The sequence below is a fragment of the Arthrobacter russicus genome, from assembly GCF_031454135.1.
Classification (GTDB): Bacteria; Actinomycetota; Actinomycetes; order Actinomycetales; family Micrococcaceae; genus Renibacterium; species Renibacterium russicum.
Genome location: NZ_JAVDQF010000001.1, coordinates 155,187 through 179,571 on the forward strand (window position 1 = coordinate 155,187; position 24,385 = coordinate 179,571).

General features: G+C 64.3%; 20 protein-coding genes. 13 read left to right on the forward strand and 7 right to left on the reverse strand.

Features of this window, described 5'->3' with window-relative positions; translation table 11 throughout:
• The first annotated feature begins 1 nt into the window (after window position 1).
• The 3 genes from carA to pyrF are packed head-to-tail and all read left to right on the forward strand — an operon-like array spanning window position 2 to window position 5,470.
• Window positions 2–1,261, forward strand: a complete 1,260-nt coding sequence (carA, locus tag JOE69_RS00705) for a glutamine-hydrolyzing carbamoyl-phosphate synthase small subunit (protein WP_309795220.1) — start codon at window positions 2–4, stop codon at window positions 1,259–1,261.
• Complete coding sequence (gene carB, locus JOE69_RS00710; protein ID WP_309795222.1) at window positions 1,261–4,602, forward strand: carbamoyl-phosphate synthase large subunit; 3,342 nt, start codon at window positions 1,261–1,263, stop codon at window positions 4,600–4,602. Before carA ends, carB begins: the two co-directional genes overlap by 1 nt.
• A complete protein-coding gene (gene pyrF, locus JOE69_RS00715) occupies window positions 4,595–5,470 on the forward strand; it encodes an orotidine-5'-phosphate decarboxylase (protein ID WP_309795224.1) in 876 nt (291 codons plus the stop codon). Before carB ends, pyrF begins: the two co-directional genes overlap by 8 nt.
• 74 nt (window positions 5,471–5,544) lie before the next feature.
• Here the strand turns inward: pyrF and JOE69_RS00720 are convergent, their stop codons facing one another.
• Window positions 5,545–7,032: an MDR family MFS transporter gene (locus tag JOE69_RS00720; protein ID WP_309795226.1), complete on the reverse strand. Its 1,488-nt coding sequence runs from the start codon at window positions 7,030–7,032 to the stop codon at window positions 5,545–5,547.
• A 284-nt stretch (window positions 7,033–7,316) separates the two neighbouring features.
• Between JOE69_RS00720 and JOE69_RS00725 the strand changes: the two genes are divergently transcribed.
• The 7 genes from JOE69_RS00725 to JOE69_RS00755 all read left to right on the forward strand — a co-directional run bounded on the left by JOE69_RS00725 (window position 7,317) and on the right by JOE69_RS00755 (window position 14,089).
• Window positions 7,317–8,039, forward strand: a complete 723-nt coding sequence (locus tag JOE69_RS00725; RefSeq protein WP_309795228.1) for a maleylpyruvate isomerase family mycothiol-dependent enzyme — start codon at window positions 7,317–7,319, stop codon at window positions 8,037–8,039.
• A gap of 127 nt (window positions 8,040–8,166) precedes the next feature.
• Entirely contained in the window at window positions 8,167–8,502 is a 336-nt protein-coding gene (gene mihF / locus JOE69_RS00730) for an integration host factor, actinobacterial type (protein ID WP_296361895.1), read from the forward strand.
• Window positions 8,503–8,512: 10 nt separating this feature from the next.
• Complete coding sequence (gmk, locus tag JOE69_RS00735; protein WP_296361896.1) at window positions 8,513–9,106, forward strand: guanylate kinase; 594 nt, start codon at window positions 8,513–8,515, stop codon at window positions 9,104–9,106.
• A gap of 14 nt (window positions 9,107–9,120) precedes the next feature.
• The gene (gene rpoZ, locus JOE69_RS00740) at window positions 9,121–9,393 is read left to right on the forward strand and encodes a DNA-directed RNA polymerase subunit omega (RefSeq protein WP_296361897.1); all 273 of its coding nucleotides are present in this window, start codon (window positions 9,121–9,123) and stop codon (window positions 9,391–9,393) included.
• A gap of 7 nt (window positions 9,394–9,400) precedes the next feature.
• Complete coding sequence (coaBC, locus tag JOE69_RS00745; protein ID WP_309795230.1) at window positions 9,401–10,672, forward strand: bifunctional phosphopantothenoylcysteine decarboxylase/phosphopantothenate--cysteine ligase CoaBC; 1,272 nt, start codon at window positions 9,401–9,403, stop codon at window positions 10,670–10,672.
• A 112-nt stretch (window positions 10,673–10,784) separates the two neighbouring features.
• Window positions 10,785–12,008 (forward strand): methionine adenosyltransferase, encoded by a 1,224-nt coding sequence (metK, locus tag JOE69_RS00750; RefSeq protein WP_309795232.1) that lies wholly within the window; start codon window positions 10,785–10,787, stop codon window positions 12,006–12,008.
• 68 nt (window positions 12,009–12,076) lie between these two features.
• Entirely contained in the window at window positions 12,077–14,089 is a 2,013-nt protein-coding gene (locus JOE69_RS00755; RefSeq protein WP_309795234.1) for a primosomal protein N', read from the forward strand.
• A 40-nt stretch (window positions 14,090–14,129) separates the two neighbouring features.
• On the opposite strand, the gene JOE69_RS00760 is transcribed toward JOE69_RS00755, so the two are convergent.
• The 6 genes from JOE69_RS00760 to JOE69_RS00785 all read right to left on the reverse strand — a co-directional run bounded on the left by JOE69_RS00760 (window position 14,130) and on the right by JOE69_RS00785 (window position 19,773).
• On the reverse strand, window positions 14,130–14,687 hold the full coding sequence (locus JOE69_RS00760) for an HdeD family acid-resistance protein (RefSeq protein ID WP_309795236.1): 558 nt from the start codon (window positions 14,685–14,687) through the stop codon (window positions 14,130–14,132).
• A 204-nt stretch (window positions 14,688–14,891) separates the two neighbouring features.
• On the reverse strand, window positions 14,892–15,605 hold the full coding sequence (hchA, locus tag JOE69_RS00765) for a glyoxalase III HchA (protein WP_309801067.1): 714 nt from the start codon (window positions 15,603–15,605) through the stop codon (window positions 14,892–14,894).
• A 256-nt stretch (window positions 15,606–15,861) separates the two neighbouring features.
• On the reverse strand, window positions 15,862–16,941 hold the full coding sequence (locus tag JOE69_RS00770; protein ID WP_309795238.1) for a glycosyltransferase family 4 protein: 1,080 nt from the start codon (window positions 16,939–16,941) through the stop codon (window positions 15,862–15,864).
• Window positions 16,938–17,843, reverse strand: a complete 906-nt coding sequence (locus tag JOE69_RS00775; protein ID WP_309795240.1) for an alpha/beta fold hydrolase — start codon at window positions 17,841–17,843, stop codon at window positions 16,938–16,940. Before JOE69_RS00775 ends, JOE69_RS00770 begins: the two co-directional genes overlap by 4 nt.
• A complete protein-coding gene (locus tag JOE69_RS00780) occupies window positions 17,840–18,733 on the reverse strand; it encodes an aldo/keto reductase (protein ID WP_309795242.1) in 894 nt (297 codons plus the stop codon). The genes JOE69_RS00775 and JOE69_RS00780 overlap by 4 nt, the downstream gene beginning before the upstream one ends.
• A 17-nt stretch (window positions 18,734–18,750) precedes the next feature.
• Window positions 18,751–19,773, reverse strand: a complete 1,023-nt coding sequence (locus JOE69_RS00785) for a sugar-binding transcriptional regulator (protein WP_309795243.1) — start codon at window positions 19,771–19,773, stop codon at window positions 18,751–18,753.
• 107 nt (window positions 19,774–19,880) lie between these two features.
• Between JOE69_RS00785 and JOE69_RS00790 the strand changes: the two genes are divergently transcribed.
• The 3 genes from JOE69_RS00790 to glpK all read left to right on the forward strand — a co-directional run bounded on the left by JOE69_RS00790 (window position 19,881) and on the right by glpK (window position 24,059).
• A complete protein-coding gene (locus JOE69_RS00790; RefSeq protein ID WP_309795246.1) occupies window positions 19,881–21,644 on the forward strand; it encodes a glycerol-3-phosphate dehydrogenase/oxidase in 1,764 nt (587 codons plus the stop codon).
• A 72-nt stretch (window positions 21,645–21,716) separates the two neighbouring features.
• A complete protein-coding gene (locus JOE69_RS00795; protein ID WP_374709658.1) occupies window positions 21,717–22,475 on the forward strand; it encodes an MIP/aquaporin family protein in 759 nt (252 codons plus the stop codon).
• 69 nt (window positions 22,476–22,544) lie between these two features.
• Window positions 22,545–24,059, forward strand: coding sequence for a glycerol kinase GlpK (glpK, locus tag JOE69_RS00800; protein ID WP_309795247.1), 1,515 nt, complete (start codon window positions 22,545–22,547; stop codon window positions 24,057–24,059).
• The last annotated feature ends 326 nt before the right edge of the window (window positions 24,060–24,385 follow it).

Below are 24,385 nucleotides of genomic sequence, written 5' to 3' on the forward strand. Positions count from 1 at the left end.
GATGACGAATAGCCCAGTAGACCTTGATCCAGTGAACCAGCCGAAGGCCGTCCTGGTCCTCGAAGACGGCACCCTGTTCCACGGCCAGCCCTACGGCGCCATCGGAACAGCCCTCGGCGAGGCGGTGTTCGCCACCGGAATGACCGGGTACCAGGAGACGATCACTGACCCGTCCTACGCCCGGCAACTGGTGGTTCAGACCGCCCCGCACATCGGGAACACCGGAGTCAACGACGAGGACGCAGAGTCCCGCAAGATCTGGGTTTCCGGTTACATCGTGCGGGATGCGGCCCGCCGGCCGTCGAACTGGCGCGCGCAACGCAGCCTCGACGAGGAACTGATCGCCCAAGGCATCATCGGGATCCAAGGCGTCGACACCCGGGCAGTGACCCGGCATCTGCGGGAACGCGGTGCGATGCGCGCTGCGATCTTCTCCGGTGCCGCGGCCGAAAGACCGGTCGACGAGCTGCTCGCCCAGGTCCGGGCCAGTGCACCGATGGAAGGGGCGAAGTTGGCCGAAGAGGTCAGCGTGCACGAAGCCTATGTCGTGGAGCCGGCCGAGCACGGCTGGACCGGGCCGGTCAAACACACGGTGGCAGCCTTGGACCTGGGCATCAAGGCGATGACCCCGCAGCGTTTCGCGGAGCGCGGCGTACGCGTCCACGTGCTGCCGGCGAGCGCCACTCTGGCGGACATCCGGGCGGTTGCGCCGGACGGCGTTTTCATGTCGAACGGTCCCGGGGATCCGGCGACCGCGGACGACCAGGTCCGGGTTTTGCGCGAAGTCCTGGATGCCAAACTGCCGTTCTTCGGCATCTGCTTCGGCAATCAGATCCTCGGCCGGGCGCTGGGCTTCGGCACCTACAAGCTGCGCTACGGGCACCGTGGAATCAATCAACCGGTGCTGGACCGGGCCACCGGCAAAGTCGAAATCACCTCGCAGAACCACGGGTTCGCGGTGGATGCACCGAAGGAACGGATCAGCGATGCCCCGGAGGCGCGCTTCGGCCGGGTCGAAGTCAGCCACATCAGCCTCAACGACAATGTCGTGGAAGGTTTGCGCTGCCTCGACGTGCCGGCGTTCTCGGTGCAATACCACCCCGAGGCCGCGGCGGGGCCGCATGATTCGGCCTACCTCTTCGACCGGTTCATCGAACTGATGTCGAGCACCCCGAAACCCGGTGCCGAAGGCGCCGATCAGGATTCCACGCACGGCGAGATGCAGGCTGCCGGCTCTACGCAGGACAAGGACGCGAAGTAATGCCCAAGAGAGACGATTTGAAATCAGTCCTGGTCATCGGCTCCGGCCCGATCGTGATCGGACAGGCCGCGGAGTTCGACTATTCGGGAACCCAAGCGCTGCGCGTTCTGAAGGAAGAGGGCCTGCGGGTCATCCTGGTGAACTCGAACCCGGCCACCATCATGACCGACCCGGAGTTCGCCGATGCGACCTACGTCGAGCCGATCACTCCGGAGGTCGTGGCCAAGATCATCGCCAAGGAACGCCCGGATGCGATCCTGCCCACGCTGGGCGGGCAGACTGCCTTGAACACCGCGATCGCGCTGGACAAGAACGGGGTATTGGAGAAGTACGACGTCGAGCTCATCGGGGCCAACATCGCGGCCATCGAGCTCGGTGAAGACCGGGAGAAATTCAAAGGCGTGGTGGAGCGCTGCGGGGCGGAATCCGCCCGTTCGCACATCGTGCACAGCATGTCGGAGGCTTTGGCCGCTGCGGCCGATCTGGGCTACCCCTTGGTGGTCCGACCGTCCTTCACGATGGGCGGCCTGGGCTCCGGACTGGCCTACAACGAGCAGGACCTGCACCGGATCGCCGGTGCCGGATTGCAATACAGCCCGACCAATGAAGTGCTGCTCGAAGAGAGCATCCTGGGCTGGAAAGAATACGAACTCGAGATGATGCGGGACAAGAACGACAACGTCGTGGTGGTCTGCTCGATCGAAAACTTCGATCCGGTCGGCGTGCACACCGGCGACTCGATCACGGTGGCTCCGGCGATGACCTTGACCGACCGGGAGTACCAGAACTTGCGGGACATCTCGATCGCGGTGATCCGGGAAGTGGGCGTGGACACCGGCGGCTGCAACATCCAGTTCGCGATCGAACCGGATACCGGACGGGTCGTGGTGATCGAGATGAACCCCCGGGTCTCCCGTTCCTCGGCCCTGGCCTCCAAAGCGACCGGCTTCGCGATCGCGAAGATCGCGACCAAGCTTTCGCTCGGTTACACGCTGGACGAGATCCCGAACGACATCACCCAGAAAACCCCGGCCAGCTTCGAACCGACCCTGGACTACGTGGTGGTCAAGGTCCCGCGTTTCGCCTTCGAGAAGTTCCCGGCGGCGGACGCTACCCTGACCACCACGATGAAGAGCGTCGGCGAAGCCATGGCGATCGGCCGCAATTTCACCGAGGCCCTGCAGAAGGCGTTGCGTTCCTTGGAACAGAAGGGCAGCCAACTCGATTTCGGCAGCCTCAATGCGCTCGACGTGCCGGCCCTGGTGGAGGCTGCCAAACGGCCGAGCACGGAGCGGCTGGGCCAGGTGCAGCGGGCGCTCTCCGGCGGTGCCACCGTCGAGGAGCTGTATGCCGCGACCGGAATCGATCCCTGGTTCTTGGACCAATTGCAGCTGCTCAACGAAATCGCGGCCGAGCTGCGCGGCGCCGCGCAGCTGGACGAGGCGCTGTTGCGCCGGGCGAAACGGCACGGCTTCTCCGATGCGCAGATCGCGGAGCTGACGCATCACGCGGAATCGGTGGTGCGCGGCGTGCGGCAGGCACTCGGCGTCCGCCCGGTCTACAAGACGGTGGACACCTGTGCTGCGGAATTCGCCGCCTACACGCCATACCACTACTCGTCCTATGACTTGGAAGACGAGATCGCACTGCACGAGAAGCCCTCGGTGATCATCCTGGGCTCCGGACCGAACCGGATCGGGCAGGGCATCGAGTTCGACTATTCCTGCGTGCACGCCTCGATGGCCTTGCGCACAGCCGGCTATGAAACGGTCATGGTCAACTGCAATCCGGAGACGGTTTCCACCGACTACGACGTCTCCACCCGGCTCTACTTCGAACCGCTCACGCTCGAAGACGTGCTCGAGGTGATCGCCGCCGAGGAGCGCACCGGGGGAGTCCTGGGCGTCTTCGTGCAGCTGGGTGGGCAGACTCCGTTGAAGCTCGCGCAAGACCTGGCCGACGCCGGGGTGCCGATCCTGGGCACTTCGCCGGAAGCGATTGATCTGGCCGAGCACCGTGGCCAGTTCGCCCGGGTTCTGGAACAGGCCGGATTGGTGGCGCCGAAGAACGGCACTGCGGTATCGTTCGAAGACGCCAAGCGGGTCGCCGACGAGATCGGGTACCCGGTGCTGGTCCGGCCGTCCTATGTGCTGGGCGGCCGGGGCATGGAGATCGTCTACGACGAGGCGAATCTTTCCCGCTACATCAGCAACGCCACGGAAATCACGCCGGATCACCCGGTGCTGATCGACCGGTTCCTGGAAGACGCGATCGAGATCGACGTCGATGCGCTTTTCGACGGCAAAGACATGTACCTCGGCGGAGTCATGGAGCACATCGAAGAAGCCGGCATCCATTCCGGGGATTCGGCCTGCGTGTTGCCGCCGATCACCCTGGGCAAAGCCGTGGTGGACCGGGTGCGCGAAGCGACCCGGGCGATCGCGGAGGGCGTGGGGGTGCGCGGTCTGATCAACATCCAATTCGCCCTCGCCTCGGACATCCTGTACGTGCTCGAAGCCAACCCGCGGGCCTCCCGGACGGTCCCGTTCGTCTCGAAGGCGACCGGGGTGCAGCTGGCCAAGGCCGCAGCGTTGATCGGCACCGGGGTGACGATCAACCAATTGCGCACCGCCTACAAAATGATCCCGCCGGTGCCGGGCCAGCCGGGCTCCTTCGACGGCGGTTCATTGCCGCTGGGCGCTCCGGTGGCGGTGAAGGAAGCGGTGCTGCCGTTCAGCCGCTTCCGGACCCCCGAAGGCGCGGTGGTGGATTCGCTGCTCGGCCCGGAAATGCGCTCCACCGGTGAGGTGATGGGCATCGACATGCATTTCGACACGGCTTTCGCGAAAAGCCAGGCCGCTGCGAACAACGCTTTGCCGACCGAAGGCAAGGTCTTCGTTTCGGTGGCCAACCGGGACAAACGGGCGGTGATCATGGCGGTCAAGCTGTTGGCCGATTTGGGTTTCGAAATCGTCTCCACGGGCGGCACCGCCGATGTGCTGCGGCGCAATGGCATCCAGTCCACGACCGTGCGCAAGGTCGCCGAGGGTGCCGGCGCGGACGGCGAGGGCACGATCACCGACCTGATCATCGCCGGCGAGATCGACATGGTCTTCAACACGCCGACCGGCGGCGAAGCGCGTGGCGACGGATATGAAATCCGGGCGGCCGCGACGTCGATCGGGATTCCCTGCATCACCACGGTGGCCGAGTTCAACGTCGCGGTGCTGGCGATCGAAGCGATGCGCAGTTTCGAATGGAATGTTTCCAGTCTGCAGGAACACGCGAAAACGCTGCTCGAAGCAGTAGCCGCTGCGGCACCGGAGCCGGGCAATGCCTGAGCAACCGTCGGCTGCGGAGGGGTTTGGCGCCCGGCTGGCAGCGCTGATTGCGGAACGCGGCCGGTTGTGCGTCGGCATCGACCCGCATCCGGCCCTGTTGCAGGCCTGGGACCTGCCGGACACCGCTCGCGGGGCGCGGGATTTCAGCTTGCGGATCCTGGAGGCTTCGACCGGTCTGGTACCGGCGGTGAAACCGCAGGTCGCGCTGTTCGAACGGTTCGGTTCGGCCGGGTTCCTGGTCTTGGAGGAACTGCTCGGTGCGGCTCGGGATGCCGGCGTGCTCAGCATCGCGGATGCCAAACGCGGCGACATCGGTTCGACCATGGCCGCTTATGCGCTGGCCTGGCTGGACGACGAATCGACCTTGGCCGCGGATGCGGTGACGTTGAGCCCGTACCTGGGCTTCGAGTCCCTGCGGCCGGCACTCGATCTGGCCGCCGCACAGGGCCGCGGCGTGTTCGTGCTGGGGCTGACCTCGAATCCGGAAGGCGCAGCCGTGCAGCATGCCGGCGGTTCGACGGCCGGAGATTCGGTGGCGGCCCGGATCGTCGCTGCTGCCAGCGCGGAGAACCGTGCCGAAATGGCACGGAGCGGAACTGCTTTGGGTTCAACCGGACTGGTGATCGGCGCTACGGTCGGCACCGCGGTCCGCGATTTGGGCCTTGACCTGACCGCGGTCCGCGGCCCGATTCTGGCTCCCGGGCTAGGTGCGCAAGGCGCTACCGGCGCAGATCTGCGGGCCCTTTTCGGCACCGCATTCGACCAGGTGCTGGCAACGTCGAGCCGTGGCATCGGGATGGCCGGTCCGGATCTGACGGAGCTCCGCAAAGCGATCCTGGCCGCTACGGCGGATCTCCGCGGGGCATAAAAAATTGCGTGTCGCGATCGGCGCCCCGATTCGAGGGGTGCCGATCGCGACACGCAACGGTGGCCTTGCCTGGCTCAGTGCGTTGCTTCGGCGTTCTCCGGTTTGCTGATGAAGAAACCGATCACGATGTTCACCGTGAACAGGATCGCGCCGATCATGAATGCGGCCCGGATGCCGCCTGCAGTGGCTACCTCCAGGTTGGCTCCGCTGCTGGTCAGGCCCGCCGTCGTCGAACTCATCACCGCAATGAACAGCGCGGTGCCCGCAGCGCCGGCCACCTGCTGGACCGTGCCGACCGTCGCGGAACCGTGGGAATACAACTTCGGTTCCAGTGAAGACAGCCCCGCGGTGAACAGCGGGGTGAAGGTCAAGCCCAGACCAAGGCTCAGCAACATGTGCATGGCGAGCACATAGTAGGGCGAGGTGGTGGCGCTGACCGTGGCGAGCAGCCACAGCGACGCGGTCACCACTATGGTGCCCGGAACGATCAGCGGCCGGGGACCGTACTTGTCGTAGAGCCGGCCGACGATCGGGGCGGAAAGCCCCATCAGCAATCCGCCCGGCAAGAGCAGCAGGCCGACCCACAGGTTTTCCACGTGCAGCACCTTCTGCAGGTAGATCGGCAACAGGATGATGGTGCCGAAGAGCGCCATCATGGCGATCATCATCATCACCACGGTCGCGGTGAACGAACCGTTCCGGAAAGTCCGCAGATCCAGCAGGGCCTCGTCCTTGCGCTGCAGCCGGAGCTGCCGGAAGACGAATCCGGCCAAAGCCGCGATGCCGACGGCCAGCGAGATCACCAGTACCCAGGCCGAACCGCCGGTGCTGCTGTGCGCCATCTGGCTCAAACCGAAGACCAGGCCGCTGAAACCAAAAGCGGACAGCACCACTGACGTCAGGTCCAACGGAGCATGCCCGGGCTCATTGACGTTGCGCACCCAGCGGATGCCCACAGCGAGCATGATCAAAGCGATCGGCAAGACCACGCCGAACATCCAACGCCAGGAGCCGAGGCTGAGGATCACCCCGGCGATGGTCGGGCCGATCGCCGGGGCCACCGAAATCACGATGCTGATATTGCCCATGGTGCGGCCGCGGGATTCTGCCGGGACCAGCTGCATGATCGTGGTCATCAACAACGGCATCATGATCGCGGTTCCACTGGCCTGGATGATCCGGGCGATCAGCAGCACGCTGAAACCGGGGGAGACCACGGCCAAGGCGGTGCCGATGCTGAACAGGGTCATGGCCAGGATGAAGACCTGGCGGGTGGTCAGCCGTTGCAGCAGGAAGCCCGTGGTCGGGATGATCACCGCCATAGTCAGCATGAACGAGGTGGAGAGCCATTGCACGGTCGATTCGTCGATGCTCAAATCGTTCATCAGCGGCACCAGGGCGACGTTCATGATGGTCTCGTTCAAGAACACCACGAAGGTGGCCGCGAGCAGCAAATAGATGACCTGGTTGTTCCGGCGTTTCAGATCGGCACCGTTCAACGGTGCTGTGTCCGGGCTGGTAGAACGTGGACTAGGCGGATGGTTTTGCGTGGTTTCAGTCATGGATCTCCCTTAAGAATCATTGGCACAAGCGATCAGGGGCCACCGGTATTCCCGGCTCGGAGACTTCCGGAACGGATTGCGATGGACTACCCGGATTGATGTCGGGAAGGCCGCAGGAGCATCGCGCTGTGGCGGAATCCTGGGGCCGGCGTCTGCTTCCGCAAGCGGCAGCGCGAAGGCGCGCAGCAAGGGAGGCCGCAATCAAATGGTCATAGCACGATGATAGACGATCAACCGGCAGGCGTCGACGGTTTTGGCCGGGAAAGCAGCGGTAGGCTGTGCGCATGCAGACGGTCAGCGAACAAATGCATCTGGATTCCTTGGACGGCGCCCTCGGTTTCCTGGAAGGCAAGCTGTCCCGGGCCCGCGCAGCGCCGGGGACCGCGGTGCCGGCCTGCCCCGGATGGACGGTTGCCGATCTGTACGGGCATCTGGGTACCGTGCACCGGTGGATCTCCGAGATTCTGGAACTCGCCGGGACCGGTCAGCGCCCCGGACCGCGCAGCGACGGTTCGCGTCCCCCGGACGCGGATCCGTTCGACTTCTTCGCGGCTTCCGCCCGGGAGATGTTCCGAAAACTCTGCGCTGCCGACCCGGCCACGCCGAGCTGGACCTTTGGTCCGCCGCCGCGCACCGTGCGGTTCTGGCTCCGGCGGCAGAATCTGGAACACCTGATCCACGCCGAAGACCTGGCCCAGGCCTTGCGGCTTCCCGCGCCGGAGCTCTCCGCCCAGATGGCGCTGGACGGTGCGGACGAAGTGCTGGGCATGCTGGTTCCGCAGCGGATCCGGGCCGGTTCGGTTCCGGCGCCGAGTCCCGCTCTGGCTTTCGAGTCGGCCGGCCGACGTTGGTTGATCGGCGACGGCGAACCGGTGGCCGAGCTCAGCTCCGAGCCGGTTCCGCTTTTCCACGGGCTCTGGGGGCGTTCCAGACTGCTTGAATCGGCGACCGTTGCGGGCCCGGTCCGCGGCTTCACCGAATTTCTCGCGACCGACTACGTTCCGTGACCGGTGCCGGGACCGCCGGCGGCCCGGAGCGGCAATGGATTGATTTTGCCGGTGCCGAGCGGCTAAGTTCAGTGAAAGTCTTTAGTCACCTAATGACGCCTGACGGCGAAGCCAAGCGAGGGTACCCGTGAGTTTGCGACCATTGACAGCGCAGGAACGCGCAGTCGCCCTGGAGAAAGCCACCAAAGCGCGTGCCATCCGGGCGGAAGTGAAGCAAGGGGTCAAAAGCGGGAAAACCAGCGTCGCGCAAGTGATCAGCGCGGCCGACAAGGAAGAGGCATTGGGCCGTTTGAAAGTTTCGGAACTCCTGGCCGCGCTGCCCGGCGTAGGCCAGGTCCGGGCCAGTGCGATCATGGCCAAGATCGGGATCGCACCGACCCGGCGGATCCGAGGGCTCGGGGTGCACCAGCGCAAAGCCCTGATCGAATTGCTCAGCGCCAACAATCCGCGCGCCGCACGGTAGTTTAGTATCCGTGTCTGATTCACCTTATGCAGCCGGGCTCACCGTCCTGGCCGGGCCGACCGCCGTCGGCAAAGGAACCGTTTCCACTTTCATCCGGGACAATTTCCCCCAGGTTTGGCTTTCCGTGTCGGCGACCACCAGACCTCCTCGACCCGGTGAAATCGAAGGCGTGCACTATTTCTTCAAAAGCCCTGAGGAGTTCGACCGGCTGATTGCCGACGGCGCCTTCCTCGAGTGGGCGGTGGTGCACGGACGGAATCGCTACGGTACGCTGCGCTCGACCGTCGACGCGGCGGTTTCGGCCGGGAAATCGGTACTCCTGGAAATAGATTTGCAGGGCGCACGCCAGGTCAAGGCGGCGGTTCCAGAGGCCAGATTCGTCTTTCTGGCACCGCCTAGTTGGGACGAATTGGTGCGCCGGCTGATCGGTCGCGGCACGGAAACCGCCGAAGAGCAGCAACGTCGGCTGGAAACCGCTAAAATAGAACTCGCTGCCGAAGCAGAGTTCGATCACACCATCATCAATGACAGTGTGCACAGGGCAGCGGAGGAACTCGTTTCCCTCATGGGAGTCTCCGGTACGTCCGTATCGGAGAACACGTAATTTTTGGAGTATTTGTGTCTAATCCTGCCGAAGGCATCATCAACCCGCCGATCGATTCGCTGCTCGAGGCCGCGGATTCGAAATACGGCCTGGTCATCTTCGGTGCCAAGCGCGCCCGCCAGATCAACGCCTACTACGCACAGCTCCACGAGGGCTTGTTCGAATACGTGGGCCCCTTGGTCGACACCAAGTTGAACGAAAAGCCGCTCTCCATCGCCTTGCGCGAAATCAACGAGGGCATGCTCGTGGCCAAGCCGGTCGAAGCCCCCGCAGACGGCGCCGAATAAGCCCCCGATGCGCATAGTCCTCGGTGTCGGCGGTGGGATTGCGGCGTACAAGGCCGCTTCCTTGCTGCGTTTGTTCACCGAATCGGGGCATTCGGTCACCGTGATTCCGACTGAAGCCTCGTTGGCGTTCGTCGGCAAGGCCACGTGGGAAGCGCTGTCCGGCAACCCGGTGAGCAATTCGGTGTTCGATCAGGTGGACAAGGTCAACCACGTCAGGCTGGGCCACGAAGCCGATCTCCTGGTGATCGCACCGGCAACTGCGGACCTGTTGGCCCGGGCGGCCGGCGGACATGCCGATGATCTGCTGACGAATACCCTGCTGATGGCGCGCGGTCCGGTGCTTTTCGCTCCGGCGATGCATTCCGAGATGTGGGCGAATCCGGCTACCCGGGCCAACGTCGCGACCCTCCGGGATCGCGGCGCGAATGTTTTGGAACCGGCAGTCGGCCGGTTGACCGGCGCTGACTCCGGACCGGGCCGGCTGCCCGAGCCCGAGGCGATTTTCACCGCTGCGATGGCCTTGCTCGACGGGGTTGCGCCAGGCGGCAATGGCGGTTCGAACGCCGTCGCCGCAGCAGATCCGCGGTTGCGCGGCAAACGCGTTGTGGTCACCGCCGGAGGCACCCGTGAGGCCCTGGACCCGGTCCGGTATCTCGGCAACCGGTCCTCCGGGAAACAAGGCATAGCGGTGGCGCTTGCTGCGCGCGCTGCCGGCGCCGAGGTCACCTTGATCGCCGCACACGTCGAAGTCGCCCTGCCGCAGGGAATCGACCTGGTCCAGGTGGAAAGCGCCCTGGAGTTGCAAGCGGCCGCACAATCGGCCAGCAGTACTGCGGACGTCCTGGTGATGGCAGCCGCGGTGGCGGATTTCCGTCCCGACCACACCGAGGGCGCGAAGATCAAAAAACGCGATGACAGTGCGGACCCGGTGATCACCCTGGTGCGGAATCCGGATATCCTGGCCGGGTTGGTGGCCGATCGGAACGCCGCCGGGCGCCGCCAGCTGATCGTCGGATTCGCGGCCGAAACCGGCGACGATCGCGGTGGGGTGCTCGACTATGCCCGCGCGAAATTGGAGCGCAAAGGCTGCGACCTCCTGGTGGTCAACCAGGTGGGCCCGGGCGCCGGCGGGCAGGAACTGACTTTCGGACAGGATTCCAACGAGGTACTCATCCTGGACCGTGACGGCTCCGAACCACTCGCGGCGCTAGGGACGAAACAAGAAGTCGCGAACGCCGTCATGGCACGAATCGCCGAAAAGCTCGGCGTCGAGAACTGACCACTACCGAAATTCCTGGATTCCGCGCGCGTCCGCGGGTCCCGCATGAACATCTGTGACTGGCGGTTGCTTCCCAACGGGGCAACGGCCGGCCCGGGAAGTAGAGTGAACTGTGAGCTCAACCAAGGAATCCCCAGCAGTCCCGAACGGACTCCGGCTTTTCACTTCGGAATCGGTCACCGAAGGGCACCCGGACAAGATCTGCGATCAGATCAGCGACGCGATCCTGGATGCGTTGTTGGCCAAGGACCCGGAATCCAGAGTGGCGGTGGAAACGCTGGCGACTACGGGCCTGGTGCACGTCGCCGGAGAAGTCACCACCGAAGCCTATGTGGAAATTCCGCAGATCGTCCGCGAGACCATCCTGAACATCGGCTACGATTCCTCGGCGAACGGATTCGACGGCGCCCGGTGCGGCGTGTCGGTGTCGATCGGGCAGCAGTCGCCGGAGATTTTCGACGGTGTGTTCAATTCGCTGGAAGCCCGGGAGGGGACCGACGTCGACGAATACGACCGTCAAGGGGCCGGTGATCAGGGGCTGATGTTCGGCTACGCCTCCGATGAGACGGCCAGTCTCATGCCGACGCCGATCTTCTTGGCGCACCGGCTCTCCGAGCGGCTCGCCGAAGTCCGCAAGAGCGGGGTGCTGCCGTACTTGCGACCGGACGGCAAGACTCAGGTGACCATCGGGTACGACGGCGACCGCCCGGTGAGCGTCGAAACCGTGGTGATCTCCAGCCAGCATGCCGAAAACGCTTCCCTGGAGCAATTGCGGTTCGACCTCGCCGATCTGGTGATCGCGCCGGTTCTCGCGGAATCCGGCCTGGACACCACGGCGACCCGGAGCATCCTGAACCCGGCCGGCCTGTTCATCGTCGGCGGGCCGGTCGGCGATGCCGGGTTGACCGGCCGGAAGATCATCGTCGACACCTACGGCGGGATGGCCCGGCACGGCGGTGGTGCCTTTTCCGGAAAAGACCCGTCGAAAGTGGACCGCTCCGCGGCCTACGCGATGCGTTGGGTAGCGAAGAACGTGGTGGCCGCAGGCTTGGCCAAACGTGCGGAGATCCAGGTGGCCTACGCGATCGGGCAGGCCCGGCCGGTCGGCACCTATGTCGAAACCTTCGGCACCGAGACCGTGGATCCGGAGAAGATCGGCCAGGCGATCTCCGAAGTTTTCGACCTGCGCCCGCAGGCGATCATCCATGATCTCGATCTGAAACGCCCGATCTATGCGAAAACCGCCGCACACGGGCATTTCGGCCGCAACGAGCCGGAATTCACCTGGGAACGCACCGACCGGGTCGCCGCCCTGCGGTCCTTTTTCGGGGCGTGATTGTCCTTGCCGCGTGATTGACTGTTGACGTCGATCAGAGTCGCATACGGTCTCAGGCGGGAGGACTAGTGAACACCGACGCATTGCTGCCGCTCCCCGGGGAATCCGACGGTCTGGAACTGCCGATCGCCCAAGTGCTGGTGGATTCGCCGCTGCCGCATTTGGACCGGCTTTTCGACTACCGGGTGCCGATGGAACTTGCCGAGGCCGCACAGCCCGGCGTCCGGGTCAAGGTCCGTTTCGCGGGGCGCGAATTGGCCGGCTTCCTGGTTTCCAGGAGTGCCCGGCCGAGCACTTCGCATCGGCTGACGCCGCTGGGCAAAGTCGTGAGTCCGGTCCAGGTGTTGACCCCCGAGGTCTGGCGACTCGCCCAGGATGTCGCAGCGCGTTACGCCGGTACGGTCTCCGATGTACTACGGGTGGCGGTGCCGGCACGGATGGCCAAGGTCGAGCAGGGGTTCGCCATGGACGCCGAACCGGTGGCTTTGGCGCCTTTCACACCGGACCCGGTGCCGTTCTCCGGCTATGACCGCGCAGCGCCGTTTTTGGAACACCTGGCCGCGGGCGGCTCGCCACGGGCAGTGCTCACCTCGCTCAAGGGCTACGGGAAGAGCTCCTGGGAGCAGCAGATCGCCCAGGCGATCGCGGTGTGTTCGCTGAGCGGCAGGGGAGCGATCGCGGTGGTTCCGGATCAGCGCGATCTCGACCGGCTCTGCCGGGCGGTGGCCGAACTGCTCGGGCCGGACAGTTTTGTCCGGCTCAGCGCCGAGCAGGGTCCCACGCCGAGGTACCGGGGCTTTCTGCAGTTGCTTTCCGGTGAGCGTCGGATCGCTTTGGGCACTCGTTCTGCGGCGTTCGCCCCAGTGCGCGATCTGGGTCTATTGTGCTGCTGGGACGACGGCGACGACCTGCTGATCGAGCGACGAGCGCCCTACCAGCATGCCCGGGAAGTGCTGTTGCTGCGCGCGGAGCAGCAGCAGGCCGCGTTGCTGCTCGCCGGGCACAGCCGGAGCACCGAGGCGCAACGCCTCGTGGACAGCGGCTGGGCGCAGACCATCGATCCGCGTCGCCCCGCGGTCCGGGCTGCGGTGCCGCGGGTGATCAGTACCAGCGACAGTTTCGAACGCGAACGGGATCCTTTGGCGGCCTTGGCTCGATTGCCGCATCGGGCCTGGTTGAGCGCGCAGGAAGGCCTGCAGCGGGGGCCGGTGCTGGTCCAGGTGGCCCGCGGCGGTTACGCCCCGGCTCTGGCCTGTGATCGTTGCCGCGAATCGGCCCGTTGCACACTCTGCCAAGGCCCTTTGTCGCAGGCAAAGTCGGCCGCTTCGGCGGTGCGTTGCGGTTGGTGCGGCACCCCGGAAAACGACTTCCATTGCCGGCATTGCGGGGGCACCAGATTGCGTCGCACCGTGGCCGGCATCGGTCGCACCGCAGAAGAATTGGGCCGGGCCTTTCCCAAGGTCACGGTGGTCTCGTCGGCCGGCGATCAGGTCAAGGACACGGTGCCGGACAAGCCGGCGTTGGTGGTGGCCACAGTCGGCGCCGAACCGGTCGCCGAGAACGGTTACGCTGCAGCCCTGCTGCTCGATGGCGACGCCCTGATGCGGCGGGAAAACTTGCGCGCGGCGGAGGAAGCGGCACGGCGCTGGTTCAATGCGGCAGCCTTGGTCCGACCGATCGAGCTCGGTGGGGTCGTGGTGCTCACCGCGGCGCAGAGCGAAGCCGCGGCCGCCTTGGTCCGATGGGACCCGGCGGGTTTCGCGGAGCGGGAACTCGCACTGCGCCGGGAACTGGGTTTGCCGCCGGCGGTGCGTTTGATTGCGGTCACCGGAGTGCTCGCCTCGGTCACCGACTTCATGGCGCGGCTGGACCTGCCGGCCGAAGTGCGCCAGGTTGGCCCGGCGCTGTCGGAGACCGGTGCCGGTGCTCCCGCTGCTGCCGAATACCGGGTCCTGGTTTTCGTGCCATATGCGCTTGCCAGTCGGGTATTGGCCGAGCTGCGGGCGGTCAAAGCGAGCCTTTCGGCGTCCCGGCCGGCGGCACCGGTGCAGATCCGCTGCGATGGGCTTGATGTGCTGTGACCCGGCGGCGAAAGCGCACCGGGCCACAGGACGGGCCGGGCTAGGCTGCCAGTTTCGCCGCGGAACGGATCCGGAACGACATCGCGATCTTTGAAATTCCGAAGAGCACCGCGAACAATCCGAAGATCCACAATACGGCCAGCAAACCGGCTCCCGGTGCGGACAAGACGAAAATCCCCCAGACCACGACGATGATTCCGGTGATCAACAACCAGACCCACACGCCGCCGAGGGAGCGCCGCAGCATGATCGACTCGACGATCTGCGATACTCCGAGGAACAGCGCCCAGAAGCCGATGATGAATCCTACCGCCAAAGCGCTGAGCCCCGGCAAGACGAGTGCGAAGACGCCGGCGAGCACCGAGATCAGGCCTTCGACGATCAGCCATCCCCAGAGCCGTTGTTTGCCACGCGAGCCGATCGCGATCACCACCGCGGAGATCCCATCGATGATGGCGTAGAAGCCGAACACGATGACCAAGGCGATAATGGTGGCTCCGGGCGAAAACAATGCGTAGAGGCCCAGGATTACCGCGAATATTCCGCGGATCAAAACCAGCCACCAAAGCCGTCGGCTACCGGAATAAACTTCCCCCATGATTATTCTCCTATGATTCGTCGGACGGTATTTCTGCAATACTCTACGCATTGTCAAAAATACTATCGCAGGCAACGGAGCAGGGCATCGCAACGGTGGATCGGAGGCCAGGCGATTCGGCCGAAGGACGATCCGGCACAGGGGTTTCGACGGAACCTGCGTCGCCGCGAATCGACCGGCATCCGGCCTCTGTTGTACCGAGGCCTAGCCGTCGAAAGCTTCGCGCAAGACGTCCACGGATAATCTGCCCAGTGCGTTCGAAGCCAGCGGGCTGTCGCCGGTCAGCAAATGCCGGTCCTGATGGACTTGGCCGGTCATTTGCTGGTTGATCACCACGAGCCCGCGTTCGTGCAGTTCTTCGGCGACCAACCACGCCATCGGTCCGGGCAGATATCCGATGTCCAGATTAGCGCCCTGGTCGAGCGAGTCCGGGAAGACGCATACTTCGTAGCCGGCCAGAGGGTTCTGCCCGGCGTCATCGCCTGCCGCGAGTAGAGCGGCCGGCCCATGGCACAGCGTGATGATGAACCGGTCATTCTCGAGCGCCCAGTTCAGGACTGCGCCGACCTCGGCGCTTTGCGGAATGGCGATCGTCGCGGCATGGCCGCCCGGGATGAACACCGCTGCATAGGGCGAGTCGGGGCCGAGGTTGTTTTCGAGCACATCGGCAAGCCGGAGCGGCTGGTCCAACTTCGGCAGGAACTCTTCGTAGGCCGCTTTGACCGCCGGATCGGAGGGCGGAAACGCCCAGAGCTCCAGCTTCGCCATGTTCCCGGACAACGTGGCGACATCGAATTCGTATCCGGCCGCGGCGAGATGCATCATCGGGAGCAGCATTTCGAGCGGATGGTTGCCAGTCGAGAAGAAGTTGCCGTCCGCCAACGGCAGGTATCGCTCATCGCTGGCGATAACCAGGATCTACTTCGGTCCGCCGATGATCTTTTCGTGCTGGGCCCCGTCGAAATCACTGTGTTCGGGCACGTATTTCGTCAGAGAGTATTCGGAGGGAAAGAAGGCGCGGTGTTCTGCGCGGTCAGGAACGGGAGTTTTCGATGACATGCTTTGCCCCTTTTCATCGGTGGCTCCCTGAGCGGAGCTGGTATTCGGCTCAGCGTGCGGCGAGCCGAAATAGTTCCGACCGGTACTGATTACCCTTGGTCAGCTTCCCCTTGGGTCAGCGCCGCTTGCCGCGGTGGATCGCAGCGGCTTCTTCGGCCATCCGCAGCAGCGATCGGGCAGAGGCCTCCCAGGTGTACTTCCCGGCCTGGACCAAGGAAGCCGCGGAGCGACGGCGCCATTCCTCCGGATCTGCGAGCGCCCGGACCTCCCGGGCGAAGCTTGCCGGATTCTCGGCGTCGGCATAACGGGCCGCGGTGCCGCCTACTTCGCGGAAGATCTCGGTATCGGCGACGACCACGGGCGTGCCGAGCGTCATCGATTCGACCAACGGCAGGCCGAAACCTTCGGCTTTGGACAGCGTGACCAGGGCGGTGGCGCGGGAGACCAAGTCGTCGTACTCGGCATCGGTGACCCCGTTGTGGTAGACCACGGTGGCACCCGGCGGGGTCAGTAGTTCGAGCTCGACCCGGCGCTCCGGGGTGATCCGACTCAGCAGGTGCAGGCTGAACCCGGGCAGGAACTCCATCGCCCGGATGATGGTCTGCACATTCTTGTAGGGCATGAAGGAACCCATATAGACCAGGCTGGCTTCGGGTTCCGCGGCGCGCGGAGGCTTGCCGGGTTGCGGAGCATTTCCGATGATCCGGATCGGCCGTCGGGTCAACCGGAAGCGTTCGATCAGTGATTGCGAGGTCCGCGAAATCGTAGCGACCAGGTCCGCGCGGTTGAGCAACAGCCGCTGCGGCCAGTAGGCCAAGTGGTAGAGCCGCCAAAGCACTCGAACCGGCAGCGGCAGGAATCCCGGCGGTTGCGGGTGCAGGTAGTAGATCAAATCCTGCAAGGTCAGGATCAAACCGTAGCGCCGTCCCCAGCTGCCCATGGTCTGCAGCGGGCTGAAGACCGCATCCGGGTTGAGCTTGTTGATCTGATGTGCCACGAAGAGTTCCCTGGGGGAGAGCGGGCTGTTGACCTTGATCCAAGGCACGTCGGGCAACAGCGCGAGTTGGCGTTCGTCGTTGATCAGCATCGTGACCTCGGCGATCTTTGCCGTGGCTTCGATCAGGCTCGAACCGTAGCGGCTGATTCCGTCGTGGTAATCGGTGCGGGTGAACCGCGCGTCCATCACGATTTTCATGCGTCCTCCGCCGGGTGTGCTTGCAAAAAGCTCAGAATTGCCGATGCCGCCTCGAGCGGCGTCTCGTAGTGGATCAGGTGACCGACGCCGTCGATCACCTGCAGTTCGCCGTCTGGCAGCATGCCGAGCAGTACGCGCTGCTCGGGCAATGCGGTGACGTCGTCCTTTTCGCCGGCTACGAGCAGCGTGGGCAGCTGAAGCCGGTCCGCCACTTGGCGGACGTTGCCGCTGATCGAAGCCTTGAACGATTCGAGCAGCATCGTCCGGTTGGCGAAGGAACTGAAGTGGGCATGGTGTTGCGCATGGATGAATCGGCGCAACTCCGGATCTCGGGTTTTGGCCATGGCTACGCTCATCACCTGGACGATCAGGCTGCTGCGCAGGATCGCCTGCCCGGCCCGTTCCGGAAGCTTCGAGGCGGCCCAATAGTAGAATTGCGCCAGTTTCGACAGCCCCCCTTTCGGGCCCTCCAGGGCCGGGGCGGCAATCGGGTTGACCAGGATCAGTGCGGCCACCCGGCCCGGGTGCGCGGCCACGAAATGGCTCGCCACGATGGAGCCGAAAGAATGGCCCAAAAGCACGGTGCTGCGGTCCAGGCCGAGCGCATCGAGCAGACCGGCGACCGTGTCGGCATAGGAATCGATGCCGTGTTCCCGGTCGGGGAAGGCAGGCGATTCGCCGAAGCCGGGCAGATCCGGAATCAGGATCCGAAGACCGGGCAGCGCCTCGACCACGCGTTCCAATCCATGGTGGTCGCCTCGGAAGCCGTGCACCACGAGCATGGTCCGGGTTTCGGCGGAGCCGGGAATCGCGGGATATTCCCAGTAATGGACCGGTGAGCCGCCGACGTCGACGGTGCCGGCGATCACCCGGCTGCTCAGTTCCGGCGAATACCGGTTCATGAAACGGATCGCGGATCGGAACCGACCCGTTGTGCGCGGTCGAGTCCGGAGATCCGGTCCAGGACCTGGCTGCTGAGCGCCTGCTGCGGCAGTTCGAGGTTGCTCCGGATCCGTTCCGCCGAGGAAGCTTTCGGGATTGCGCTGATCCCGCTGTCCCGCAACCAGCGCAGGATCAATTCGGCTGGATCGGCGCCGAGTTCAGCGGCCAGTGCGAGTAGCGCCGGATCCTGCAGGGCTTTGCCCCGGGCCAGCGGACTCCAGGCCTGGGTCGCGATGCCGTGCCTTTCGTGGAAGGCCCGGGCTTCGCGTTGTTGCAGCAGGGGGTGCAGTTCGATCTGGTTGACCGCCGGGACTATGTCGGCGGCTCCGAGCAGCCGGTCCAGATGTTCCGGGAGGAAATTGCTGACCCCGATCGAACGCACCCGGCCCTGGGCCAGGAGCGCTTCGAAGCCGCGCCAGGTGTCGAGGTATTTGTCTTGGGCCGGGCTTGGCCAGTGGATCAGGTAGAGATCCAGATAGTCCAGGCCCAATCGCGCCAACGAAGCCGTGAAGCCTTTTTGCGAAGCTTCGAAGCCGTGTTCGTCGTTCCACAGCTTCGACGTGATGAAGAGTTCTTCGCGGGTCACCAGGCCATCGGCGATGGCGCGGCGGATTGCGCTGCCGAGCGCGGCTTCGTTGCCGTAAAACCTGGCGGTGTCGAACAACCGGTAGCCCGCGGCGATGGCGGTCCGCACGAGCGCTTCGGTGTCGGTCGCCGGAACTTTGTACAATCCGAAGCCCTGCAACGGAAGCTCGGCGCCGGAATTGAGCCGGACTGCGGCGGGCGGCCGGGGAGTGGACTGATCGGCGCGGTGGTCTGCGGAATGGTCGGGCACGGATTTGGAGGACACAGTCAAACCCTACCGTTTCAGAGCGGGCCGGCCGGTGGTTTGCGCCCCGCGTCGGCTTCGACGAGTCGTCGCGCGGTCGCTTCGTCGAGAATCAGTTCGGTGGCCAGCCCGGCGGCCAGGGCGCCGAGCAGACCGTTGATCTTCGAAGGTCCGGAGACCACGCACACCCTGCGCCGGATCGAACTGAGCAGCGCCAACGGGGGTCCCGAGGTTCGTTCGTTGAGCGGGATTCCGCGGTCCTTGCCGTCCGCACGGAAGAACACGGTGGCGACGTCGCCGACGACGTTGCCCTGGGCCAAGCTGTCGAGTTCGCTGTCGTCGAGGTAGCCGCCGGAGTAGACATGGCTCGGCACGTCGGAATCGATCGACCCTACGCTGAAGATCGCCATGGTCATTTTTTCCTGCAGCTCCAAAATCCGGCGCACGCTGCGTTCGGCCCACATCGCTTGTTTCGTGGAGGCCCGGTCGAAAAATGCCGGGACCGGAAATTGCACCACGCGTGCGCCGTAAGCCTGACCGAAGCGGCGCAGGATCTCCGAGGCGTAGGCGATGCCGCTGGTGCGGGTGTTCCCGGCGCCATTGAGCTGCACGATGGTGCAGTCATGCGTGGGTTTCGGCACCAGATGCCGGCTCACCGCACTGAGCGTGGATCCCCAGGCAACGCCGATCACCGCATTGGAATCGACCAGCGGCCCGATCGTCCGGGCGGCCTGCATGGCGACGCGTTCCAGGACTTCGCCTTCGTTGAGCGTGTCCGGCACCGGGACCACGTGCGCATCAACGCGGTACCGGGCGCGGATTTGGCGTTCCAATTCCGGGGTGCGTTCTTGCGGCGAGCGGATCTGGATCTGCACCAGTCCACTCTGCCGGGCGGAAGCGAGCAGCCGGGAGACCGTTGATCGCGAGGTGTGCAACTCCCGCGCGATCGCATCCATGGTGAGGTCTTGCAAGTAATACATCTGTGCAGCACGGAGGCTCTCCGAGTTGCTGAAAGATTGCGGTCTGGCCAATCCCGGCCTCGATTCTGCACGTTTGTGCATTGAGCTTGACTATATTTTCAGGTCTTTCAAAGAATAGAGGAAAAGGCGCCGAGCTCCGGCATGGAGCCGGCCCGAAAATCGATTCCCGCACCGAAAGGTCACCCAGAATGCCCGGCACCGGCCAGCAGCCCAGTTTCTTCCCAGCAGACCAGGAGCGGGACGCTGTCCGTGCGCTCCGGGAACGCCCGCGGGCCAAGGTACTGGTGATCGGCGGCGGAATCAACGGCGTCGGGACTTTCCGGGACCTGGCGTTGCAGGGCGTGGATGTGGTTCTGGTGGAGCGCGGCGACTATTGCCAGGGGGCATCGGGGGCTTCCTCGCATATGATCCACGGCGGCATCCGCTACCTGGAGAACGGCGAGTTCCGTTTGGTCAAGGAATCCGTCGAAGAGCGCAACGGCCTGCTGAAGATCGCGCCGCACTATGTCAAACCGCTGCAGACCACGATTCCGATCTTCTCCACGGTTTCCGGGGTGCTCAGTGCGCCGCTGCGCTTCCTGACCCACAAGCAACAGGGTAAGCCCAAAGAACGCGGCGCCTTTTTGATCAAACTCGGATTGAGCCTGTACGACTCCTTTTCCCGGGATGGCGGAACCGTGCCGAAGCACCAGTTCGCCGGCCGGAAGCGGGCGCTGCAAACTCTGCCCGCGCTCAACCCGGGGATCAAATATGCCGCGACCTATTTCGATGCTTCAGTGCACAACCCGGAGCGGCTGACCCTGGATGTGCTCCGCGACGGCGAGATCGCCGGACTTTCCGCTGCTGCGGATTCGGCTCGGGCCAGCAACTACCTGGCGGTGACCGCGCTCACCGAGCAGGGCGTCGAACTCACCGACCAGCTCACCGGCGAGAGTTTCAGCTTCACCGCCGACGTCGTGGTCAACACCACCGGCGCCTGGGTGGACCAGACGAACCAGGCGATCGGCTCCGGAACCTCCTTCATGGGCGGCACGAAAGGTTCGCACATCGTGCTGGACCACCCAGAGCTGCTCGCCGCCTGTGCTGGCCGAGAGATCTTCTTCGAACACACCGACGGCCGGATCGTCTTGATCTACCCGATGGGCGACCGAGTGCTGGTGGGCACCACGGACCTGGAAGCCGACATGCGCGAAGACGCGGTCTGCACCGAAGCGGAGATCGACTATTTCTTCGATCTGGTGAAACACGTCTTCCCCAAGATCGTGGTAAGCCGGGATCAGATCGTCTACAGCTTTTCCGGGGTACGGCCGTTGCCCAAGCACGATGAGACCCAACCCGGATTCGTTTCCAGGGACTATCGGATCGAACGGGCGGACCGGCAGATCGCCGGCGTCGCCACTCCGGTGCTCAGCCTGGTCGGCGGGAAGTGGACCACCTTCCGCGCGCTCAGCGAGCACCTGTCCAATGAAGTGCTGCAGATCCTGGGCCTGGGACGCAAGGTCTCCACCGCGAAGCTGCCGATCGGCGGCGGCGTGGACTTCCCGCGCACCGGTTCCGAAATCGAAGCCTGGATCAGTGCGCATACCAGCGCGACGGTCAGCGCCGAGCGCGCCTCGATCCTGCTGACCCGCTACGGCACCCGGGCTGCGGAGGTCATCCGGTTCCTTGATGCGGGGCAGGATTCGGTACTACATTCGACCCATGAGCTGAGCACCAGGGAAGTCGCTTACATCGCGGAAAACGAACAGGTCGGCCACTTGGTCGACGTGCTCATCCGCCGGACGTCACTGGCCTTCCGGGGCCTGGTCAGCGCAGAACTTCTGGCCGAACTGGCCGCCGCACTGAGCGGACCATTGGCATGGGATGAAGCCCGGGTCGAGTTCGAAATCGGGCATGCCGCAAAGATTCTGGACCGGTTCCACCGGGTCCAGGTGCAGAACTTGATCGCCTAAGGGTTGCGGGGGCCCTGGCAGCAAGAGCTGGCCATCACTCGAGGCCGGTAATAACTACACATTGAGGAGTCAATGACGATGAATCTTCTGGAGATCTTTTTCTCTGAATTGTTCGGCACCGCCATCCTGATCCTGCTGGGCACCGGCGTGGTCGCCAATGTGGTGCTCAAAGGCACCAAGGGCAATGCCGGCGGCACCCTGATGGTCAATTTCGGCTGGGGCATCGGCGTCTTCGCCGGCGTCTATGTGGCGTTCAAATCCGGCGCCCACCTGAACCCGGCGGTCACCATTGGCGTGGCGATCAACAATTCGCTCAACGGCAACGGTGAATTCGTGGCCGGCGTAGGCATCAATGCCGGCAGCATCGCCTTGTACATCGTGGCGCAATTACTCGGCGCGATCATCGGCGCAGTGCTCTGCTGGGTCGCCTACAAGCAGCACTTCGATGCCGAACCGATCGCCGCGAACAAGCTCGGAGTCTTCTCCACCGGCCCGGCGATCCGCAACTACGCCTGGAACGTCGTCACCGAGGTCATCGCGACTTTCGTGTTGGTCTTCGTGATCATCCTGTTCGCCAACACCCCATCGCAACTGGGCCCGTTGGCGGTGGCCTTGCTCGTGGTCGGGATCGGCGCTTCGCTCGGCGGCCCGACCGGATATGCGATCAACCCGGCGCGTGACCTGGGTCCGCGCATCGCGCACGCCTTCCTGCCAATCAAAGGCAAAGGCTCCAGCGACTGGGCCTATTCCTGGGTGCCGGTCGTGGGTCCGATCCTCGGCGGTGTTCTGGCTGCCCTGATCGCCCCGATCGTGGCAGTCTGGGTCAAGTAGCAGTCGGCCCATCAGCTCGAGCAATCAGCACAGCAGTAGCAATCACTGGCATCGACGAAGGAGTTTTCCATGCCGCAGTACGTCATCGCAATAGACCAGGGGACCACCAGCAGCCGGGCGATCATTTTCGACCACGACGGCAACATCGTCTCCACCGGCCAGCTCGAACACGAACAGATCTTCCCCAAAGCCGGCTGGGTGGAGCACAATGCCGCCGAGATCTGGAACAACACCCGAGAGGTCATCGGGACCGCGTTGTCCAAAGCCAATCTGACCCGGCACGACATTGCCGCGGTCGGCATCACGAACCAGCGCGAAACCGCGGTGGTGTGGGACAAGACCACGGGCGAACCGGTGTACAACGCGATCGTCTGGCAGGACACCCGCACCCAGGACATCGTGGACCAGCTCGCAGCCGACGGCGGGGTGGAGCGGTTCAAGGACAAAGTCGGTTTGCCGCTGGCCACCTACTTCTCCGGCACCAAGATCAAGTGGATTCTGGACCATGTCGAAGGTGCCCGCGAGCGGGCAGAAGCCGGCGACTTGCTTTTCGGCAACACCGATTCCTGGGTTACCTGGAACCTGACCGGCGGCGTGGACGGCGGGGTGCACATCACCGACGTGACCAATGCATCGCGGACCATGTTCATGGATTTGGCCACCTTGACCTGGGACCAGGAGATCTTGGACGCTTTCGGGGTCCCGGCTTCAATGCTCCCGGAGATCAAATCATCCTCCGAGGTGTACGGCACCGTGCACACCTCGCAATTGCTGCGCGAGGTGCCGGTGGCCGGCATCCTGGGCGATCAGCAGGCGGCAACCTTCGGCCAGGCCGCATTCAACTCCGGCGAGGCCAAGAACACCTACGGTACGGGTTGCTTCTTGATCTTCAACACCGGAGAGGAGATCGTGCATTCGAAGAACGGCCTGCTGACCACCGTGGGCTACAAACTGGGCGATGCGCCCACACACTACGCGCTGGAAGGTTCCATCGCCGTCGCCGGTTCCTTGATCCAGTGGCTGCGGGACAACCTCGGAATGATTGCCTCCGCCCCCGAGGTCGAGACGCTCGCCGCCTCGGTTGACGACAATGGCGGCGTCTACATCGTTCCGGCGTTTTCCGGCCTGTTCGCCCCCTATTGGCGTTCGGACGCCCGTGGCGCGATCGTCGGCATGACCCGTTACGTCAACCGCAACCACATTGCACGTGCGGCGCTGGAGGCCACCGCCTTCCAGACCCGGGAAGTGCTCGACGCGGTCAATGCGGATTCCGGTGTGCCGCTGACCGAGTTGAAGGTCGACGGCGGCATGGTCGCCAACGATGCCCTGATGCAGTTCCAGGCCGACGTCTTGGGCGTCCCGGTGATCCGGCCGAAGGTCACCGAGACGACGGCTTTGGGCGCGGCCTATGCCGCCGGGCTCGCGGTCGGCTTCTGGAACGACCTCGGAGAGCTGTCGGCCAACTGGGCCGAAGACAAGCGTTGGGAGCCGGCCATGCCCGAAGACGAGCGGGACCGGCAACTGAGGCTGTGGAAGAAGGCCGTGACCAAGTCGATGGACTGGGTCGATGAGGACGTGCGCTGAGCGCTGATTTCCGCCGGCTCCACCTCTGCACCGCTTCTCCTGCCCGATGTCCGGGCCGGGGGGAGCGGTGCAGTCGTTTGCGCCGGAATCCGGCACGCTTTGCATTCGCGGTGCAAATTCAGGTAGGTTGACTACATATTCCGATATGCAGATAAATCGACCTAGTGCATAGATATTCATTGCGGAAACACATTGTCTCCTTTTGTTCGCCGGATCTCCAGCGCATTTGTGGTAAACCGCAGTCGGCCAGGTTGATCCGGTCGCCTCGAGTCGGCCGAGGCTACTGTTCAGTAACATATTGTTGTGATTTGCGTCACCTTTGTGCA

Excerpts from the sequence above, each read along its gene's own strand:
- JOE69_RS00785 (WP_309795243.1), bottom strand. The coding sequence starts at position 19,773 with ATGCACAAACGTGCAGAATCGAGGCCGGGATTGGCCAGACCGCAATCT.
- JOE69_RS00795 (WP_374709658.1), top strand. The coding sequence starts at position 21,717 with ATGACGATGAATCTTCTGGAGATCTTTTTCTCTGAATTGTTCGGCACC.
- pyrF (WP_309795224.1), top strand. The coding sequence starts at position 4,595 with ATGCCTGAGCAACCGTCGGCTGCGGAGGGGTTTGGCGCCCGGCTGGCA.
- coaBC (WP_309795230.1), top strand. The coding sequence starts at position 9,401 with ATGCGCATAGTCCTCGGTGTCGGCGGTGGGATTGCGGCGTACAAGGCC.
- JOE69_RS00760 (WP_309795236.1), bottom strand. The coding sequence starts at position 14,687 with ATGGGGGAAGTTTATTCCGGTAGCCGACGGCTTTGGTGGCTGGTTTTG.
- JOE69_RS00775 (WP_309795240.1), bottom strand. The coding sequence starts at position 17,843 with ATGAACCGGTATTCGCCGGAACTGAGCAGCCGGGTGATCGCCGGCACC.
- carA (WP_309795220.1), top strand. The coding sequence starts at position 2 with ATGACGAATAGCCCAGTAGACCTTGATCCAGTGAACCAGCCGAAGGCC.
- JOE69_RS00790 (WP_309795246.1), top strand. The coding sequence starts at position 19,881 with ATGCCCGGCACCGGCCAGCAGCCCAGTTTCTTCCCAGCAGACCAGGAG.
- carB (WP_309795222.1), top strand. The coding sequence starts at position 1,261 with ATGCCCAAGAGAGACGATTTGAAATCAGTCCTGGTCATCGGCTCCGGC.
- JOE69_RS00725 (WP_309795228.1), top strand. The coding sequence starts at position 7,317 with ATGCAGACGGTCAGCGAACAAATGCATCTGGATTCCTTGGACGGCGCC.
- JOE69_RS00720 (WP_309795226.1), bottom strand. The coding sequence starts at position 7,032 with ATGACTGAAACCACGCAAAACCATCCGCCTAGTCCACGTTCTACCAGC.
- JOE69_RS00770 (WP_309795238.1), bottom strand. The coding sequence starts at position 16,941 with ATGAAAATCGTGATGGACGCGCGGTTCACCCGCACCGATTACCACGAC.
- glpK (WP_309795247.1), top strand. The coding sequence starts at position 22,545 with ATGCCGCAGTACGTCATCGCAATAGACCAGGGGACCACCAGCAGCCGG.